The 16,790-nt window shown below is 51.4% G+C and carries 11 protein-coding genes; 4 read left to right on the top strand and 7 right to left on the bottom strand.

From position 1 onward, the window contains the following. Positions 1–316: 316 nt before the first annotated feature. From AS19_RS13775 to AS19_RS13760, 4 genes are all read right to left on the bottom strand, one after another. The gene (locus AS19_RS13775; RefSeq protein WP_046962237.1) at positions 317–1,924 is read right to left on the bottom strand and encodes a GMC family oxidoreductase; all 1,608 of its coding nucleotides are present in this window, start codon (positions 1,922–1,924) and stop codon (positions 317–319) included. A 27-nt stretch (positions 1,925–1,951) separates the two neighbouring features. Continuing rightward, positions 1,952–3,406 (bottom strand): aldehyde dehydrogenase family protein, encoded by a 1,455-nt coding sequence (locus AS19_RS13770; RefSeq protein WP_046962236.1) that lies wholly within the window; start codon positions 3,404–3,406, stop codon positions 1,952–1,954. Positions 3,407–3,457: 51 nt separating this feature from the next. Continuing rightward, positions 3,458–3,982, bottom strand: coding sequence for a rubredoxin (locus AS19_RS14335; RefSeq protein WP_082116383.1), 525 nt, complete (start codon positions 3,980–3,982; stop codon positions 3,458–3,460). A gap of 118 nt (positions 3,983–4,100) precedes the next feature. Continuing rightward, complete coding sequence (locus AS19_RS13760; RefSeq protein ID WP_011589978.1) at positions 4,101–5,315, bottom strand: alkane 1-monooxygenase; 1,215 nt, start codon at positions 5,313–5,315, stop codon at positions 4,101–4,103. Between the two features lie 263 nt (positions 5,316–5,578). On the opposite strand from AS19_RS13760, the gene AS19_RS13755 reads away from it, so the two are divergent. The 3 genes from AS19_RS13755 to AS19_RS13745 all read left to right on the top strand — a co-directional run bounded on the left by AS19_RS13755 (position 5,579) and on the right by AS19_RS13745 (position 10,630). Beyond that, the gene (locus AS19_RS13755) at positions 5,579–8,161 is read left to right on the top strand and encodes a LuxR C-terminal-related transcriptional regulator (protein ID WP_231483428.1); all 2,583 of its coding nucleotides are present in this window, start codon (positions 5,579–5,581) and stop codon (positions 8,159–8,161) included. A gap of 143 nt (positions 8,162–8,304) precedes the next feature. Continuing rightward, positions 8,305–9,651, top strand: coding sequence for a Na+/H+ antiporter NhaC family protein (locus AS19_RS13750; RefSeq protein WP_011589976.1), 1,347 nt, complete (start codon positions 8,305–8,307; stop codon positions 9,649–9,651). A gap of 46 nt (positions 9,652–9,697) precedes the next feature. After that, the gene (locus AS19_RS13745; RefSeq protein ID WP_046962235.1) at positions 9,698–10,630 is read left to right on the top strand and encodes a DUF808 domain-containing protein; all 933 of its coding nucleotides are present in this window, start codon (positions 9,698–9,700) and stop codon (positions 10,628–10,630) included. A gap of 45 nt (positions 10,631–10,675) precedes the next feature. On the opposite strand, the gene msrB is transcribed toward AS19_RS13745, so the two are convergent. Then, the gene (msrB, locus tag AS19_RS13740; RefSeq protein WP_046962234.1) at positions 10,676–11,737 is read right to left on the bottom strand and encodes a peptide-methionine (R)-S-oxide reductase MsrB; all 1,062 of its coding nucleotides are present in this window, start codon (positions 11,735–11,737) and stop codon (positions 10,676–10,678) included. Positions 11,738–11,883: 146 nt separating this feature from the next. Here msrB and AS19_RS13735 point away from each other — a divergent pair, with 146 nt between their 5' ends. Beyond that, the gene (locus AS19_RS13735) at positions 11,884–12,735 is read left to right on the top strand and encodes a DNA ligase (protein WP_046962233.1); all 852 of its coding nucleotides are present in this window, start codon (positions 11,884–11,886) and stop codon (positions 12,733–12,735) included. Between the two features lie 67 nt (positions 12,736–12,802). Here AS19_RS13735 and AS19_RS13730 read toward each other — a convergent pair whose 3' ends face one another. Then, the gene (locus AS19_RS13730; RefSeq protein ID WP_046962232.1) at positions 12,803–14,782 is read right to left on the bottom strand and encodes a bifunctional 2',3'-cyclic-nucleotide 2'-phosphodiesterase/3'-nucleotidase; all 1,980 of its coding nucleotides are present in this window, start codon (positions 14,780–14,782) and stop codon (positions 12,803–12,805) included. A 66-nt stretch (positions 14,783–14,848) separates the two neighbouring features. Next, positions 14,849–16,735 carry a hypothetical protein gene (locus AS19_RS13725; RefSeq protein ID WP_046962231.1) on the bottom strand — a complete coding sequence of 629 codons (1,887 nt, stop codon included), beginning with the start codon at positions 16,733–16,735 and terminating at the stop codon, positions 14,849–14,851. Positions 16,736–16,790: the final 55 nt, after the last annotated feature.

Here is a 16,790-nt window from a genome sequence, read left to right as displayed (position 1 = left end):
ATTCAATGGAGTGGCTGGTGGGAGGAAATATCGGTGACGCATAGAGCAATGCCCTACATGCGGCAAGCGCATAATGGACGGCGTTAGGGGGGAGCTGTTCACTTCCTCCTTCAGCGAGGTAAAGCGTTAGCCATGTCTGTGGCTCATTTTTCTATTCTCGCTCCGTGCTTTTACCAGTAACAAGAGCCATTCAGGCCTGATCCAGATGCAACTTTCATCATCTGATCAAGTACGACTACCTTATATCGCTTTCGGTTGTTCGTACGCCTGAATGGCCGATGTCATTAGTATGCCCGGTGGCTTACGTCGCCCGGGTTTACACTTGGACCTTTCCCAGCAGGATGTCGGCCGCATTTTCGGCAATCATCATTGTGGGTGCGTTCGTGTTACCCGCAACCAAGCTGGGCATTATCGAGGCATCGACAACTCTAAGCCCTTCAACGCCTCTGACTTTCAGTTCCGGATCGACAACGGAATCAGGATCGGCCCCCATACGACAAGTGCCAACAGGGTGGTAGATGGTTTCAGCATTTTCACGGATAAAGTCTGTTAGTTGAGCGTCCGTAGATACGGACTGTCCGGGCATAACTTCCCGTTTACTATGAAGCGCCATTGTTGGTGCTCCGAGAATGCGTCGCCCAAACTTAATGGCGGAAATCATTGTTTTGATATCTTCGGGGTCGCTCAGATAGTTAGGCTGAATCAGCGGATTCGCCAATGGGTCAGGGCTTTGCAATCCAATGAAGCCTCGGCTTTTCGGCAACAAATCGCAAATGTGCAAAGTGTAGCCATAGCCTGCCATTACTTTTCGGCCATGATCCTTCAGGTAAGTGGGCAAAAAGTGGAACTGCACATTGGGTCGCTCAGACGAAGGATCCGATTTCACAAAGCCGCCAGACTCGGCAACATTACTGGTAAGAAAACCACGTCGCGCAAAGATATAGGAGAAAAGTGCGCTCACCCCACGGAATAAGAAGCTGGGTGCAACGCCAATGGGCAAACGAGAGTTCGCCGTGTGCATGATCGTGATGTCCAGATGATCGGCCAAATTCTGGCCGACTTCGGGAAGGTGATGAACTAGCGGAATGCCGTGTTTTGCAAGCTCTTTACTATCCCCGATGCCAGACAGCAGGAGGAGTTGTGGTGAATTAACTGCACCACCAGACAGGATGACTTCGCCGCCGGCATTGAGTCTCAGCTGGCGATATTCACTTCCCTGTTTCAGGGTCACGCCAACAGCTCGCTTACCCTCCATAGCCACGCGGGTTACTCGAGCATCGGTTAGCACGTCAAGATTAGACCGGCTCTCAGCGGCACGCAAAAATGCTTGCGCTGAACTCCAGCGCTGGCCATTTTTCTGTGTTACTTGGTAAAGCCCCAATCCGTCTTGTGATTTGCCGTTAAAGTCCGTGTTCACTGGCAGGTCTACGTGAGGCGCTGCTCGAACAAAATCACGGCTCAGCGGGTTGATCGATTTTAATTCGCTTACAGTGAGCTCACCATCTTTGCCGTGGTATGGGTCTGCGCCAAGGCGTTGGTTGTCTTCCACCCGACGAAATAATGTTAATGCACGATCCCAACCCCAGAGGTTGTTGTTACCGGCAACTTGGCCCCAGTGATCGTAGTCGGCTTTATGGCCCCTGATATACACCATGGCATTAATAGAAGAAGAGCCACCAAGCGTCTTTCCGCGGGGCCAAAACAGTTGGCGACCTTTCAAGTGTTCTTGAGGCTCGGTTTCTAGCGCCCAGTTGAGTTTTCTATTGTTGGCGAGTAGAGCGATGCCAATAGGCATATGAATTAGGGGATTTTTATCCCGTGGGCCGGCTTCGATCAGCGCTACGCGTTTTGAGGTATCCGCACTAAGGCGGTTAGCCAACACACAGCCAGCCGACCCGGCTCCTACAATAATGTAATCGTACATAATAACTCTCTTATTATTTGTTAATACTCAGCCTAAAATACGAACAGCAGCATTTATAAGCTGCCGAACCCAGCCAGTATAGGGAGGGAAAAGGAGATGGATGAGAGAATGCCTGTCCTCCATCAAAACCTTATCGTGTGAAAACGAACGGAAGCCATATTCGCCATGCGCCGCTCCGATCCCTGAATGATTGACTCCACCGAACGGAAGATTCGGATGTAGAAAATGCACAACGGTTAGGTTAATTCCCACAGCCCCTGAACTTGTTTGCTCGACAATATGTTTGGCAAAGGATTTATCTTCATCAAATATATAAAGCGCGAGAGGCTTAGGGTTGTCGTTGATTTGTTCAATAACCGAATCGATATCATCGTATTCAATAATGGGCAGAATAGGGCCGAATAGCTCTTCCCGTGTGATGTCCATATCGTTGGATACATTTGAAATCAATGTGGGAGCGATAAAGTTTTGATCAGTATCTATAGCCCCGCCTTCAAAAATTTTCGCCCCTTTAGATTTTGCGTCATCTATTAGGTTTGAAATTCGCTGAAAGTGACGCCTGTTTACTATTCGACAATAGTCAGCGGTAGATTTTTGAGCTTCAAGCGTTTTTCCGTAAACGCGGCCAATTTCTTTTTGAAGCGCTTGGTTGAATTGCGCTGCAATATTGCTGTGCACAAAAACATGATCTGGAGCGATGCACGTTTGCCCGTTATTAGCGAACTTACCCCAAACAATGTTTCTTGCGGCCTTCTTTATATTAGCATTTGGGCCTACAACGGTAGGCGATTTCCCGCCCAGCTCCAGGGTTACCGAGCAGAGGTTCTTGGCGGCAGCTTCCATAACCACCTTGCCTACCGCAGGGCTGCCTGTGAAAAATATGTGGTCGAAGGGCAGGGCTAACAGTTTTTGTGATACAGCAGCGTCGCCTTCAATCACGCTGACTAAGTCAGGCGGGAAGGTTTCGGCGACAATGTTGGCAATGACTTTAGAGGTGTGTGGCGTCATTTCCGAGGGTTTGATGATGACGCTGTTGCCGGCAGCTAACGCTGATACTAGAGGGCCTAGTGCAAGATTGAGAGGATAATTCCAGGGCGCAATAATTAAGCACACACCCTTTGGCTCCGGCCGGACATGGGACTTTGTACCTAATACACCAATGGAGGCGGGCGCCCATTTGGGACGCATCCATTTGCGCAAATGTTTTTTTGCATGTCGAATTTCCTGAAGTACCGGGAGGAGTTCAGTTAATTTGACTTCAGGCGCAGGTTTTTTAAAGTCTGCTGCACACGCGGCAATAATGTTTGATTCGTGGCGTTTGAGCGAATCTCGCAACTTATTAAGCTGCGCTATTCGAACATCCAGAGTGAAACTAGCACGGCGCGCAAGTTGCGCCCGCTGTAATGCAGAAAAGACGGAATCAATTGTATCGGCGGTTGGCGCGTTAGTCGCACCAACCTCAGCCAGATTAGCAATCTTCATGATGAAATTACCTCTTGCCGAATGAGCCTATCGTTATTATGAGCCTGATGGCTAATCTTCATGGAGGACATAGTCCTCTTTTGTGGCACCACAGTCGGGACAGCACCAATCGTCCGGGATATCTTCAAAAAGAGTGCCTGGCGCGAACCCTTCAGTTTCATCGCCAAGAGCTTCATCATAAATATGACCGCAAGTGATACAGATCCATTTACGAAAGGTGGTCTCTTTGCTGGTGGAGTCTTTAGACGACTTTGCCCGTGCGGGTTTGGCTTTAGCCTTTGCTTTGGCTTTATTGTTAGTTGAAGGAGTCGAGGCCCCCGTTGATTTTTGAGGTGAAGCCTCTGCCTTAGGTGGGGTGGTAGCAGTGCGCACTTCTGGGGTGGCCGCGGCAGACGCCGGGGACGCGGAACCGGATTCTATTACTACGAAGTCAGCTTTATCCCTTACTGCACAGTCTGGGCAGGCCCACTCTTCAGGAATCGTTTCCCAAGACGTTCCTGGGGGAAAGCCTTCGTGTGGGTGGCCAGCGACTTCATCGTATATATATTCGCAATCGGGGCATTGATATTTAGCCATTTAAAGCACCTTTGAACCAATATTATTGTCTTTAGTTAATGGCGCCCGACGTACACGCCGGGCGCTGTTCCTCAAAGTGTGAAAGCACGAGGTTTAATGGATGGATTTCTGTTGGTGATTATTTGGCAACGGTTGTATCGGGTGACTCCGAACCCTTTACTCCAAATTTTTGCTCATAGAATTCACGCATTCCCGGCTGAATCTGGATCTTATTAATGTCTCCGTGCGCCCACTCCATCACCCGATCATCCATTAGTGAACGAAACCAGGAGGGAAAGAATGCGACGAAGAACATCCCAGGGTAGCCCGTAGGCAGGGTGGGAAGGTCGCTGAAGTCCCTAAGTGATTGATAAGATCTTGTAGGATGCGCATGGTGATCTGAATGACGTTGCAGATGAAACAGGATGAGGTTCGACATTACATGGTTTGAATTCCATGAATGATGGGGTTTTTGATGCTCGTAACGCCCGTTCGGCAGCTTTTCACGCAGCAGTCCGTAGTGCTCAATATAATTGGCACTGGTCAGCTGCCACCAGCCGAAGGCCATTTGAATGGGCAAAAAGATGAGCATTAAAGGACCGAAAAATGCCAGCAATGCGGCATAAAGCACTACCGTCAAAATCATAGGCTGTAAGACTTCATTATCTAGGCTCCATACGCTTTTGCCGCAACGGCTGAGGCGCTGCTCTTCCAGGCCCCATGCCCGTTTAAAGGCACCAGGAATTTCACGCAGTGAAAACGTATAAATAGATTCGCCCATGCGGGATGTAGCCGGGTCCATCGGTGTTGCTACGTCACGATGATGCCCTTTATTGTGTTCAATGAAGAAGTGACCATACCCGACCACGGCCAGCACAAGCTTGGCCATCCAGCGGTCAAAGGTTTCTTTTTTATGCCCGAGTTCATGGCCTGTGTTGAGTGCCAGGCCATTAACAATGCCTAGAGAAAGGGCGAGAGCTAAAAACTCGAATACCCCTATTGGTTGGGTAGATACCCACCAGGCACTTATAATCAACGCTGCATAATGAATAGGAACGGTTAAGTACGTTAAAACTTTGTAGTAACGGTCTTGTTCAAGCTTAGGAACAACGGATTCAGGAGGGTTGGAATAATCCTCGCCAAGCATGGTGTCGATCAAAGGGACTAGGCCGTACCATAGGATTAATACTAATCCGTACCATATACTCCACCCTGTTTGGGATACGAGATATAGGCCAATTATTGGTGTTGCTGGCCACAGTACAGAAAGAATCCACAAGTGGCGCTTTCGGTCCACATAACCCTCATTATCAGCATCACTTCGTGGGGGCTCGGTTAAAATGTTCTCTGACATTAGGATCACCTTGTTTTATCATATTGATTGTTTCTACAGGCTGTGCGACACCGCGTAATGTTGGTGAGCGGACGAGTTGTAGGTTGTAGGCAGTGGTAGGGTTAGCTAGAAATAGAGGCCAAACAACTACTCCAAAGGGTAGTTTTTGCTCTGTACATAATATCAATATGCATTCATCCCTTAGTACGCAGGTCTTTGGAGGAGATGCAACAGGGGGTCTTGTTGCCATGCTGTGCGATAACTTGGAAAACTGGTGCCTTAGAATGTCTGACCGGATGTGGGCCCGGCAGCGTTTTATTACTCAAGGGTGCATAGAGCGCGGTCGCCTGAAAGCCTCTGCCGAGTCCGAATCAAAAGTTATTCTTTACCGGGCCCCTTTAGGTTATGGCAAGTCTGTGCAAGTTGCTTTCGAGGCGGGCACTCAGGGCCGAGAGGAGGGGGGCGTCGCCTATATCAATACGCGATCGTATCCTGGCTCCGGTGAAATTACGGATTCTTTGTTGGCTGCGTTAATTTTATATCAAATTAAAGGCCGTGAACCCTGGAGCGTTATTCAAAGTAATGATGACATCATTGAGTCACTTCGAGATACGCTGTGTAATGCTAAAAATCCGATAAAAATTTGCATAGATGGCATTGGGGAGGCTGAGCATGGCGTGGGCCTGGTTGAGAATTTAATATGCGAAACCCCCAATAATGTGAAATTTTATATTGCTCCCAGTAATGCTGGAGCGTTGGCGCGCTTGTCTATGATGGCGGGTGTGGTGACATATGGCGCGCATGACCTTGTCTTCACAGAAGAGGAAGTATGTGAGTTGCCGGGAATGCATAGCGCCAAGGCTAAAAATGTTATAGAGGCTACTGGTGGATGGCCCGCACTTGTTGGGCTTATGTGCCACACTTCAAATCCAAACCTCCCCGCTGCGACCTGGCCGGAAACCCGTTCGTATTTCAGAAACAATCTACTCAACGCGCTGCCAAATAATACACGGGACTTTATTTGCAAAGCCGCAATGCTGGAAGAGATCAGCGTTGCCTGCTACGACTACGTATATAAAACAGAAGAGGCCCATAAAGAAATTCCGTTTATTAATGAAAATTATGCGCTCTTTACCCCCACAGAATCTTCCAGAGAGTGCATGGTTATGCACCCGGTGCTAAGAGAGTATTTGCGTGGTTTGTTTGATTCTATTCAGCGAGAGCGTCGCTCATATGTGCTAAAGCGTGTCGCATTTTGGCATTGGCGTAGGGGTGAGTATCTCCATTCAATCAATGCCGCTCAGGAGGCGAGCGATCACAGCTGGGCTCGAGCGGTAAGCGATAGCATTATCTTAGACGTAGCACTCAGGCAAGGCGAAATAGAGGTGCTTCGAACATGGTTCGAAAAAGTGCCGGTTCGAACGATAAAAAAAATCGCGTCCTTAAGCATCAGCTATGCTTGGATCTTGTATTTCAGCCAGCAAGCTCGGCAAGCAGAAAAAATACTGGCAAGCTCCACGGAGTCCTGCAGCAGAGGTTTAGACAACCTTGATGAAAAAGGATGGCGGAAGCTGGTCGACGCGGTAGGAAAAGCGACACAGGATCAGTTTGCGCAAAGCCAAACCCTCTGCCAGCAATGGATTGACACTTTCGGCGAGCGTAACATGGTCGGTAAGGGAGCGGCGCTTACGTGCCAAGCATACATTGCTTCCAGTGATCGTCGCTTTGAGGATTTAGAGCAATTATTGCACAGGGGGGCGGTAGCCAATCAGTCCTCCAATCAACATTACGCTTTTGTTTGGCTTAAAACGGCAGAGCTTCAGGCTGAAATATTTAAAGGTGATATCGCTCATGCAATGAGTATATTACTTGAAGCCAATAAAACAGCAGAGAAGATGGGGGTGTCAAAAACATTTTTAAATAAAATGCTTGGTTCCCTTGAGTTGCAAATTCTGCACGAAAAAAGCCCTAGCCTAATTAGTTATGAGTCTGCGGAAGAGTCATTCAACTTCGCATTAAACTATGGTGTTACAGATATTTTATGGGGTTGCACGCAAACGTTCAGTAGTTTCCTGTACCAGCAAGGGTTAAGAGATAGGGCTATGGCCATATTGGAGCAAACCCGGATAGCTGCCTGCGAAAGAGACCTACCTCGACTTAACATGCTAGCTAAAATACAGCTGGCTGAATTTACGCTCATAAACGATGAGGAATTAGAGCCGCCGATACTTCCTGATGAGAGTGAGCTGACATTTTTGCCAAATCAAAACCAAGCCATTCGCGCACGTATTGCGCTAGTCAATTCAATGTATAGGTTGAGGCTTGGAAAGCAGTTTGGTGTTGCTGAAAAGTATGCAAAAAAAGCATTACAAAGCGCCAGTGCAATTTCAGACGCTAGAACCAAGATCGCCGCCCAATATTGCCAGGCATTAGCGATTTTTGGCCTCGGTTCATCAAAATTAGCGAAGCGCACAATTATTGATGCCGACCAGCTTACGGAACATTTAAGCTGTTATTTTACCCGAGACTGGATTAAAGAAGCATTAATGTCGTTTAGCCCCATTGCTCGGGATCTTTTTGATACGTTGCCAGAAAGCGCAGAGACTAACGCTACAAAAGATCTCGAGGTGAGAAAAGAAGAGGCTGACGCCCGCCCTAAACTCACTAATACCCAATCAACCATTACGATAAAGCAAATTTCTCTGTTGAAATGTGTAAGCAGTGGAATGACGAACAAAGAGATCGCTGAGCGGCTTCTTATAACAGAGGATACCGTCAAATGGCATCTGAAAAAGATTTTCAGCGAACTTAAAGTAACCAACCGGGTTAAGGCAGTGTCTGAAGCTAGGCTACGCGGGCTTCTATAGCACCACGAAAATAAAAGAGAAGATGAGCGAGTGCGCAGCAAGTGGCCATTAATTGATTTTTTAATGGCACGTTAAGGCGGCTATCGACATGGCCTCGGAAGCTCTACACTGGGTCGATCATTGGTTGATCCGGACGCCCCTACATGGCCAACACACATAACCACGCTGTGCCCTCTGGGCGCGTTTGGCCGCTGCTCCCTTTGTTGTTTTTCCTGGTGGTGTTTCTTGGTAGTGGCTTGTACTACACCGCTGCCGATACTGACTTTGCTTTCTACCAGATAAAGGCGCCAGTGGTGGCCATGGTCGCTATTGTGTTGTCCATGTTGATGGCGCGATTGGCCGGGCAGCGATTAAATACCAGTGTGGAGCGCTTGGTGGCGGGGATCGGCCACCCCAACATTATTCTCATGTGTTTAGTGTTTCTGCTGGCCGGCGCTTTTGCCAGTGTCAGCGTTAGCATTGGCAGTGTGGAGGCCACTGTCCAACTTGGCCTGAGCATTATTCCTTCCCAGTGGGTGCTGCCTGCCCTATTTCTGATCTCTGCTTTTATCGCCACCGCCATGGGTACGTCCATGGGCACCATTGCGGCAACGGCTCCCATTGCGGTCGGCTTTACCGGCGCTACCGGGTTGCCCATGTCACTGGCGTTGGGCGCGGTGGTGGGTGGCGCCATGTTTGGCGATAACCTGTCGATGATCTCCGATACCACCATCGCGGCTACACGTAGCCAGGGTGTGTCGTTGAAGGACAAATTTCGGGTCAACATCTGGATTGCGGTGCCGGCGGCCTTACTGACTCTGGGCTTGCTAATCGTATTGGGCGGTGGTGAGCACCAGGTAGAGAGCAAACCTTTTCAGGTTGCTCTAGTGGTGCCTTACCTGTTGGTGTTTGGTTTGGCACTCAGCGGCCTTAATGTACTGGCGGTACTGATCATCGGTATTGTCGCTGCAGGCGCCACCGGCATAGCGATGATGGACGATTATAATCTGGCCACCATGAACGGCGCGATCTATGAAGGCTTCCAAGGCATGTTCGAGATCATGCTGTTGTCCATGTTGATTGGCGGCTTGTCTCAGCTGATGACCGACCAGGGCGGTACCCGCTGGGTTATTGAGCGCATTCATGGCTTGACGCGCTGGCTTAGGCTGCCGTTGCAACGTGCCGGTGAAATGGGCATTGCCCTGCTGGTGGTGTTTGCGAATGTGTTTGTGGCCAACAATACCGTGGCCATTGTGCTGACTGGGGAGATGGCCCGTGATATTGCCACTGACCATGGTGTGGACTTGCGCCGTTCTGCCAGCATGCTGGATATTTTTTCCTGCGTGGTGCAAGGCTTAATTCCCTATGGGGCGCAAGTGTTGCTGGCCTGCTCCATTGCCAAGCTTTCACCGTTGGCGTTAATCGGTTCTATCCATTATTGCTGGGTTCTGGCCATTGTCGGCATTGTCGCGATCACCATTAACCGGCCTAGGTTGAATTTTGTAAAGTGACAAAAAATTAGACTTCAAAAAAATTTATTTTTTAAGGATAAATAACGTGGCAGGAACAAGTTTACTGATGTTGCTGGATGACATCGCCGCAGTGCTTGATGACGTGTCGGTGATGACCAAGGTGGCAGCCAAGAAAACCGCCGGGGTGCTGGGCGATGACTTGGCGTTAAATGCGGAGCAGGCATCGGGCGTGCGTGCAGAACGAGAGCTTCCTGTGGTGTGGGCCGTGGCTAAAGGTTCCATGCGCAATAAATGTATTCTGGTTCCTTCGGCGTTGTTGATCAGTGCTTTTTTGCCTTGGTTGATCACTCCATTGTTGATGTTAGGTGGTGCTTACCTGTGCTATGAAGGGGTGGAAAAACTAGCGCATAAATTTTTTCATGGAGCGGAAGAATCTCAAGAGCATAAAGAAAGAATTCAAGCCATGATTGATCCGAAAGTGGATTTGGTCTCTTTTGAAAAAAATAAAATTAAAGGAGCTGTTCGAACGGACTTTATCTTGTCTGCAGAAATTATTGTTATTGCTCTGGGAACAGTACAGGCTGCGCCTTTTTTACAGCAAATTATGGTGATAAGTCTTATCGCGGGGGCCATGACCATCGGCGTTTATGGATTGGTGGCTGGCATTGTTAAGTTAGACGATGCGGGTTTGTATTTGATTGAATCGGGTAAAGAAAAAAATGAAAAAATTCGGTCTTTTTTAGGAGGGATGCTACTTAGTTTTTCCCCTAAGCTAATGAAGTTTTTATCCGTGGCAGGAACGGCTGCTATGTTCTTGGTAGGCGGGGGTATTTTGCTTCATGGCTTGCCAATGAGTCACGATACTTTGCATTATATAGACGAACTAATGGTGGCCTTTCCCATGGCCGCTGTGCTAAGCGTTTTGATGCCCATGCTTGTAAATGTAGTGCTGGGCATTGTCGCTGGCAGCATTGTTTTGTTTGCAGTAAAGGGCGTTAATTTTTTGAGAAAAAAATAAGAAAAAATTGGAAAAGCGAGAAAAAATTCTCGCTTTTCATGTGCGCTATTGAAAATAGGAAAGATATTTTCCGTAACCCTTTTGGGTCATTTCCTCCAGAGGAACAAATCGCATTGCAGCAGAGTTCATGCACCATCGCTTGCCTGTAGGTGCTGGGCCGTCATCAAAGACATGGCCCAGATGCGAGTCTGCGTAGCGGCTGCGCACTTCGGTACGAGTGGTGAACAGTGTGTTGTCTTCATGAGCGGTGATAAAGGCCTCATCTATAGGTTGGGTAAAGCTCGGCCAGCCTGTGCCAGATTGGTACTTGTCTGTTGAAGAGAAGAGTGGCTCGCCACTGATCACATCCACATAAATGCCTTTTTCTTTGTTATCCCAATAGGGATTGTGAAAAGCGCGTTCGGTGGCGTCTTCACGGGTCACCTTATAGGTAAGTTTTGGTAACGTTTTTTGTAAATCCGAATCACTTGGGCGCTCAAATTTATCTGCTCCCTGCCAGGATTGTGTTACGTCTTTTACAAGCCAAGGGCGGTGATCTGGATCATCCCAGTGCTCTTTTAGAAACTGGTCGCGACCGGATCGATAGCGGTAATACTTGTACTTGAGCGAGTGGGTTTTGTAGTAGTCCTGATGGTAATCTTCTGCGGGATAAAAGCTATCTAGCTTGGTGATTGCTGTGACGATGGGTTTTTTAAAGGGGCCACGTTCTTCCAGTTCCATCCTTGATGCTTTAGCAGCCTCTTTTTCTTCATCGGTTTGATAAAAAATTTCGCTGCGATACTGGGTGCCCCGGTCCACGAATTGTCCGTTGGCGTCGGTGGGGTCGATATGGCGCCACAACCAGGTCAGTAGGTTGTCGTAGCTAACCACTTTGGGGTCATAGATGACCTTTACGGCTTCGGTGTGCCCGGTGCTGCCAGCGGCTACTTGTTGATAGCTGGGATTGGTGACGTCGCCACCCGCATACCCGCTGATAACGTCGCTAACGCCGTTCAGTTGCTCAAAATCGGACTCGGTACACCAGAAACAGCCACCGGCAAAATAGGCTTCGGCGGCTAGGGATGGTGCGCTGATTATCAGCAACCCCATTAATGTAATCATTCGCATAAGTGCTTACCTCCTGCCTGTTGGATGCAGCCGGTCGTGATTTGTTGCAAACCGTTATGGCTTACATCACCGGTATGTGTAAACGGACAGGGAGCGGAGCCCGAATCTGTCATGGTACCAGCCTGACATAAACCGGGGGCAATGCCGTGAAGAGCAGGCAAGGGCTGGCGATTATTGGTCTGTGGATAATGGCTGGCTGGTGTTTGGCGCAGGGCCCGGCACTTCAGCTAGCGCAGACATATCAGCAGGGAATGGCCCTGGAGGGGTACTGGGTCAGCGAAAAGCTGGATGGGGTGAGAGCTTACTGGAATGGGGAGCACTTGATCAGTAAAGGGGGGTATGTGATCAATGCCCCGGCTTGGTTTGTGCGCGGTTACCCGAGTACGCCTATGGACGGGGAGTTGTGGATGGGGCACGGGCGTTTTTCGGCTGTTTCTGCAGCGGTGCGGCGGGTGCAGCCCAACGCTGAGGAGTGGCGGCACATTCGATATAAGGTGTTTGATTTGCCGGCCAGTGGTGCGCCATTCTCACAGCGTATTCAACAAATGAAGGCGCTGGCGTCAGCCAGCAATGGCTATACCTTTTCCGTCATAGAACAGCAGCCGGCCTCAAGTCACGCGGCATTATTACAGCGGTTAGACAAGGTGATGGCGGCAGGGGGGGAAGGGCTGATGCTGCATCACGGCGATAGCCTGTACCAGGCGGGCCGCAGTGATGCGGTGTTGAAAGTGAAGACCTATCAAGATGCGGAAGCGGTGGTGATTGGCTACACAGCAGGCAAGGGGAAATACCGTGGCATGATGGGGGCGCTGGTGGTTGAAAGGGCGGATGGTCGGCAATTCAAGCTGGGGACCGGCTTTACTGATAAACAGCGCAAGGCACCGCCGCCCTTGGGGGCCACAGTGACTTACAAGTATTTCGGAAAAACGGCTACGGGGCTGCCCCGCTTTGCCCGTTTTCTGCGTATTCGACGCGATGAACCTTTGGCCGAGCCGTAAGGGGGCTGGTGTTATTTCGGGTACAGCGATATTACCCGGCCCACCGTGCGGGGCAGGCCGGGATGCCTCAGGGTTGCAGGTTCAGTTCGTAGATGGCTTCGTTACCACTGTCGTCCAGTAACGTGGCGAGGAAGCTGCCACCCGCTCCGGCAACCGCATCCGCCACAAAATTCTTTGCGCGGTTGGTATTGGGGACCCGGAATACGATTTCCAGATTGCTGGTGTAACCCAGGATGGGTGCGAAGGACCAGTTATTGTCGGCGGTGGGCGTTACCGGGCTGTTGGCCTGAATGTAGTTACCCACTACCTGGCGGTTTTCATCCGGGGATTCAATCACCACATGATCGCCACCTGTGCCGGCGAATTTACCGCCGTGGGCGCGGTAGTCGTTACTGGCAATAAGAAACGTCTGGTCAGGATCAATGGCGGTTCCTTCAAATTGCAGGTCGACAATGCGTGTTCCATCGCTGACTTTGACACAGTCGCCGTTGTAACGAGCCGGTTCGGTTACATCGATTTGGTAGGTGACGCCGTCGATCACATCGAAGTTGTAGGTGGGGAAGCCAGTGAAATCCACCAGCTCCTGACGGTCAGCCGTATCGGTGATCTGGAAGAACTGCGAGGCGGAACACTCCAGCCATTGTTCCAGTTCGGCACCGGTGACTTTAACCGCCATCAGGCGGTTGTTATACAGGTACAGGTCGGCAATGTTTTTCACTTTCAATTCGCCGGCGGGCACCACGGTGAAACTGCTTTCCTCGGCGCAGACGCCCTTGCGGTCGCAGGCTTTGAACGGCGCCGCAGCAGACAGCACCGGCAGGCCATCCAGCTCGGTGCCGACAATGGCGTCTTCCACATAGGCCTTCTGGGCATCGCTAACAATCTGGATGGAAGGATCATCCTTTACCACGGCCAGGAAGCTGAAAATGTCGTCGGTGGATTCGCCGATCACTTGGTCCATGTACTCCAGGGTGGCGTCGTGGTCGGGTTTGACCAATGCGGTCAGTGCGGCGTCTGCCTCGCTTTCCGGGTTTAGGGCTCGGGCTTCTACCTTGCTGTCCACCACGGCCCAGCTTTCGTCGTCTTCATTGAGTGCCAGAGTCAGGTCGATGATGCCCAGGTGGCTGCCCCAGTAGCCGGGCATCACCGAGGGCACACCCTTGATGGTGCCTTTTTCCAGATCCACGTTGGCGGTTTTGGCAAAGTCTATGGAAGGAAAGGTTAGGTGGCTGTGGCCGAACATGATGGCGTCGATACCCTCCACATCGGCCAGGTACCAGCTGCTGTTTTCTGCCTTGGCGTTTTCCGAATAGGCGGTGGTGTTGATACCGGAATGGGGGATGGCGACGATGATGTCCGCGCCCTCTGCTTTCATCTGCGGGACCAACAGCTCGGCAACGGCCTTGATGTCTTTAGTGCTGACCTTACCCTCCAGGTTCTTCTTGTCCCATTGCATAATCTGTGGCGGTAGAAAGCCGATAAAACCGAGAGTCAGCTCATGAGGATTGCCGTCGCGATCATAAACGGTCTTGGTGATTAGCGTGTACTGGTCAAAGTAGGGGGTGCTGCCGTCGGCGCTAAAAACGTTGGCGCTGATGTAAGGGAAGGCGGCGTCGTTTACGCTCTCGGCGAGGAAGTCCAAGCCATAGTTGAATTCGTGGTTGCCGTAGTTGCCCACGTCGTAGGCCATTTCATTCATGACTTTATAGACCGGATGCACCTCGCCGCTGGTGAGCCCTTGAGCTTGACGCCAGTCACCCATAGGGCTGCCCTGGATTAAGTCGCCGTTGTCCACCAGCGCGGAGTTACCCGGGTAGGTGATTTCCTCGCGGGCCTGTTTGACCAGCATGGCGGTGCGTACCAGGCCGTGGCCGTTATCCACGCTGTCGCTGTAGTAGTTATAGTCCATTACGTTGGCGTGGATGTCGGTGGTTTCCATCAGGCGAAGATCCACCCGTGGGGTGTTGTTATCATCGCCGCCACAGCCACTCAGCAAGGCGCCGCTGGCCAGAGACAGAACCAGCAGGGATCGCAGTGAAGTACTCATGGTGTTTCCTGTGTGTTGAGTTGAAAGAAGGGCGACGCGAACGCCGCTGGTGATGTCTTGGGTGTTTCAGGGGCAGTTACCCATTACCGCGAGATGGCTCACGGATTCTAGGCTGGGTGTGCTCATGTAGAGGTCGCGCACGCCGTCCACCTTGAGGGTCTGGCCGACCATGGCGGGGTTGTTGGCGGGGCTGTATTCGGCGCGCTGATCCGCTTCCAATTTCACGTAGAGGGTGGTGCTGCTAACAAGGTCGCCCAGCTCCAGGGCATGGGGGTCGTTAACGCCGCCAATCACTTCGCCAATGACGGTGAGCGGACTGCCTTGGCTGCTGGCGTAGGCATCATTCACCGAGACGGCGCCATTGCTGCCACACGTGCCGCTCGATGTATTGCTGGCCACCCATTGCATGTCGGTGACGTATTCGATGCTCGGTTCGCCCATGTAGACATCACGCTCGCCAGAGACCTGGAGTGTCTCGCCGATCACCTGCGGATTATTCTGCGGGCTAAAGGCACTGCGATACTGACTTTCCAGTTTCACGTAAAGCGTGGCGCTGCCGGCACTGTCCTGGATTTCTAGGGCGTACTCGCCGTTGATGGCTTGGGTGATCACGCCTTCCACCGTCACCGTTGTTCCCGTGGGTTCGGCTAGAGCGTCGCTCACGGATAGAGCATTGCCGTTGCCACCGCCAGTGCTGCCGCCCGGGCCGTCCGGTGCGCCGTAGGCCGCGTAGTCAAAGGTGCTGGCATCCCAGGGGTTATAGCCGCCGGAGGGGGTGTTCCAGGGCTGGCCGTTATCCGGGTCGTCCAACTCTTCGCTGGCCATGGGGGTCGGGGTGGCGGTGCCTGCTGGGTGGGCGCTGGTGTCGAACCGAGTATAGCTTTGCGGTGTAGCAAGCCAGTCGATCAAGTTCATGCTGAGCTGAGCCGCGTTACCGGCATCGGTCCAGCCTGGGTAGGTGCTTTTGGTATTGCCGTTATCCTGACGTTTGTATTTTGGGCTGGCATCTTCGATGGGGCTGGAGTCGCCAATAAAAGCGGCTTTGCCCGCCCCGGATTTGGCGATGGCCACATAAGGGCCTTCGGCGGTGCCGCCAAAGTAGAGGCCAGAATCCACCGCGTGGCTCCAGCGGCTGGGGCTGTCGCTAGTGGAAAAGTACACTAGCCCCTTGGCTTTGGTGGGGTCGGTGATGGCAAGGGTGGCGCCGCCGGCCATCAGCACAGGGCCTACGCCGGTTGTGAGGCCTTCCACTTGGCTGGCGGGTTTGATACCGCTGGCGCCGCTATGCCAGTCGATGGCGTTGAAGCGGAAACGAATACCGAACTCCTGGGCTAACCAGCCGTTGGCGGTGCCCGGGTTGCGTAGATCGCCGTAGCTGCCGCCTACATTGAACTGGGGCAAGGTGGAACGATTGTAGCCATTGAATACTTCGGTACTGTCCCAAGTGTTCAGGTTGCGGTCTGCGTTATAGTGGTCGGCAATAAAGAAGATGCCCTTGCCATCGGCGACAAAATCTTCCAGCGCCTGTAATTCCGATTGGGTGAAAGGGCGGTTGCTTTCAGCCAGCACCAATACGTCGGCATGACTAATGGCGCTGTAGGTAATGACCGCTTCATTAGCGTTACTGTTGGCTGTGCTGGGGTTGGTGTAGTCATCGACGAACTGGATAACGCCGTCGCTGTTTTTATCTACCCCGCGATATTCCTGCACGGTATAACCGGCATTGACGAGACTGTCAGCAAAATCTGAAAAGCCGCCGTCGATAACCCAGTCGGCATTGCCTTCCGTACCACCGTGGGAGACATCGAACAGCACCACCTTGCCGTTATTGTTAGCGCCTGGGGATTTAATCGGTGCCGGGTAGTTCCAGTCGTAGGGAGCGGCGCTGACGCTGATGCAGAGCGTGGCGAGAATGGTGGTGACTACGGGTGTTGTGAGGGCGCGTTTTTCCATGTGCGGTCATCCTTACAAGAAAGGGAGACAACAAGGCTGACGCCATAACAAGAAA

The sequence above is a fragment of the Alcanivorax sp. NBRC 101098 genome, assembly GCF_001010505.1.
Taxonomy (GTDB): Bacteria; Pseudomonadota; Gammaproteobacteria; order Pseudomonadales; family Alcanivoracaceae; genus Alcanivorax; species Alcanivorax borkumensis.
This window is presented reverse-complemented; position numbering and strand designations above follow the sequence as displayed.

Excerpts from the sequence above, each read along its gene's own strand:
- AS19_RS13770 (WP_046962236.1), bottom strand. The coding sequence starts at position 3,406 with ATGAAGATTGCTAATCTGGCTGAGGTTGGTGCGACTAACGCGCCAACC.
- AS19_RS13755 (WP_231483428.1), top strand. The coding sequence starts at position 5,579 with ATGTCTGACCGGATGTGGGCCCGGCAGCGTTTTATTACTCAAGGGTGC.
- AS19_RS13730 (WP_046962232.1), bottom strand. The coding sequence starts at position 14,782 with ATGAGTACTTCACTGCGATCCCTGCTGGTTCTGTCTCTGGCCAGCGGC.
- AS19_RS13775 (WP_046962237.1), bottom strand. The coding sequence starts at position 1,924 with ATGTACGATTACATTATTGTAGGAGCCGGGTCGGCTGGCTGTGTGTTG.
- AS19_RS13750 (WP_011589976.1), top strand. The coding sequence starts at position 8,305 with ATGGCCAACACACATAACCACGCTGTGCCCTCTGGGCGCGTTTGGCCG.
- AS19_RS14335 (WP_082116383.1), bottom strand. The coding sequence starts at position 3,982 with ATGGCTAAATATCAATGCCCCGATTGCGAATATATATACGATGAAGTC.
- AS19_RS13760 (WP_011589978.1), bottom strand. The coding sequence starts at position 5,315 with ATGTCAGAGAACATTTTAACCGAGCCCCCACGAAGTGATGCTGATAAT.
- msrB (WP_046962234.1), bottom strand. The coding sequence starts at position 11,737 with ATGCGAATGATTACATTAATGGGGTTGCTGATAATCAGCGCACCATCC.
- AS19_RS13725 (WP_046962231.1), bottom strand. The coding sequence starts at position 16,735 with ATGGAAAAACGCGCCCTCACAACACCCGTAGTCACCACCATTCTCGCC.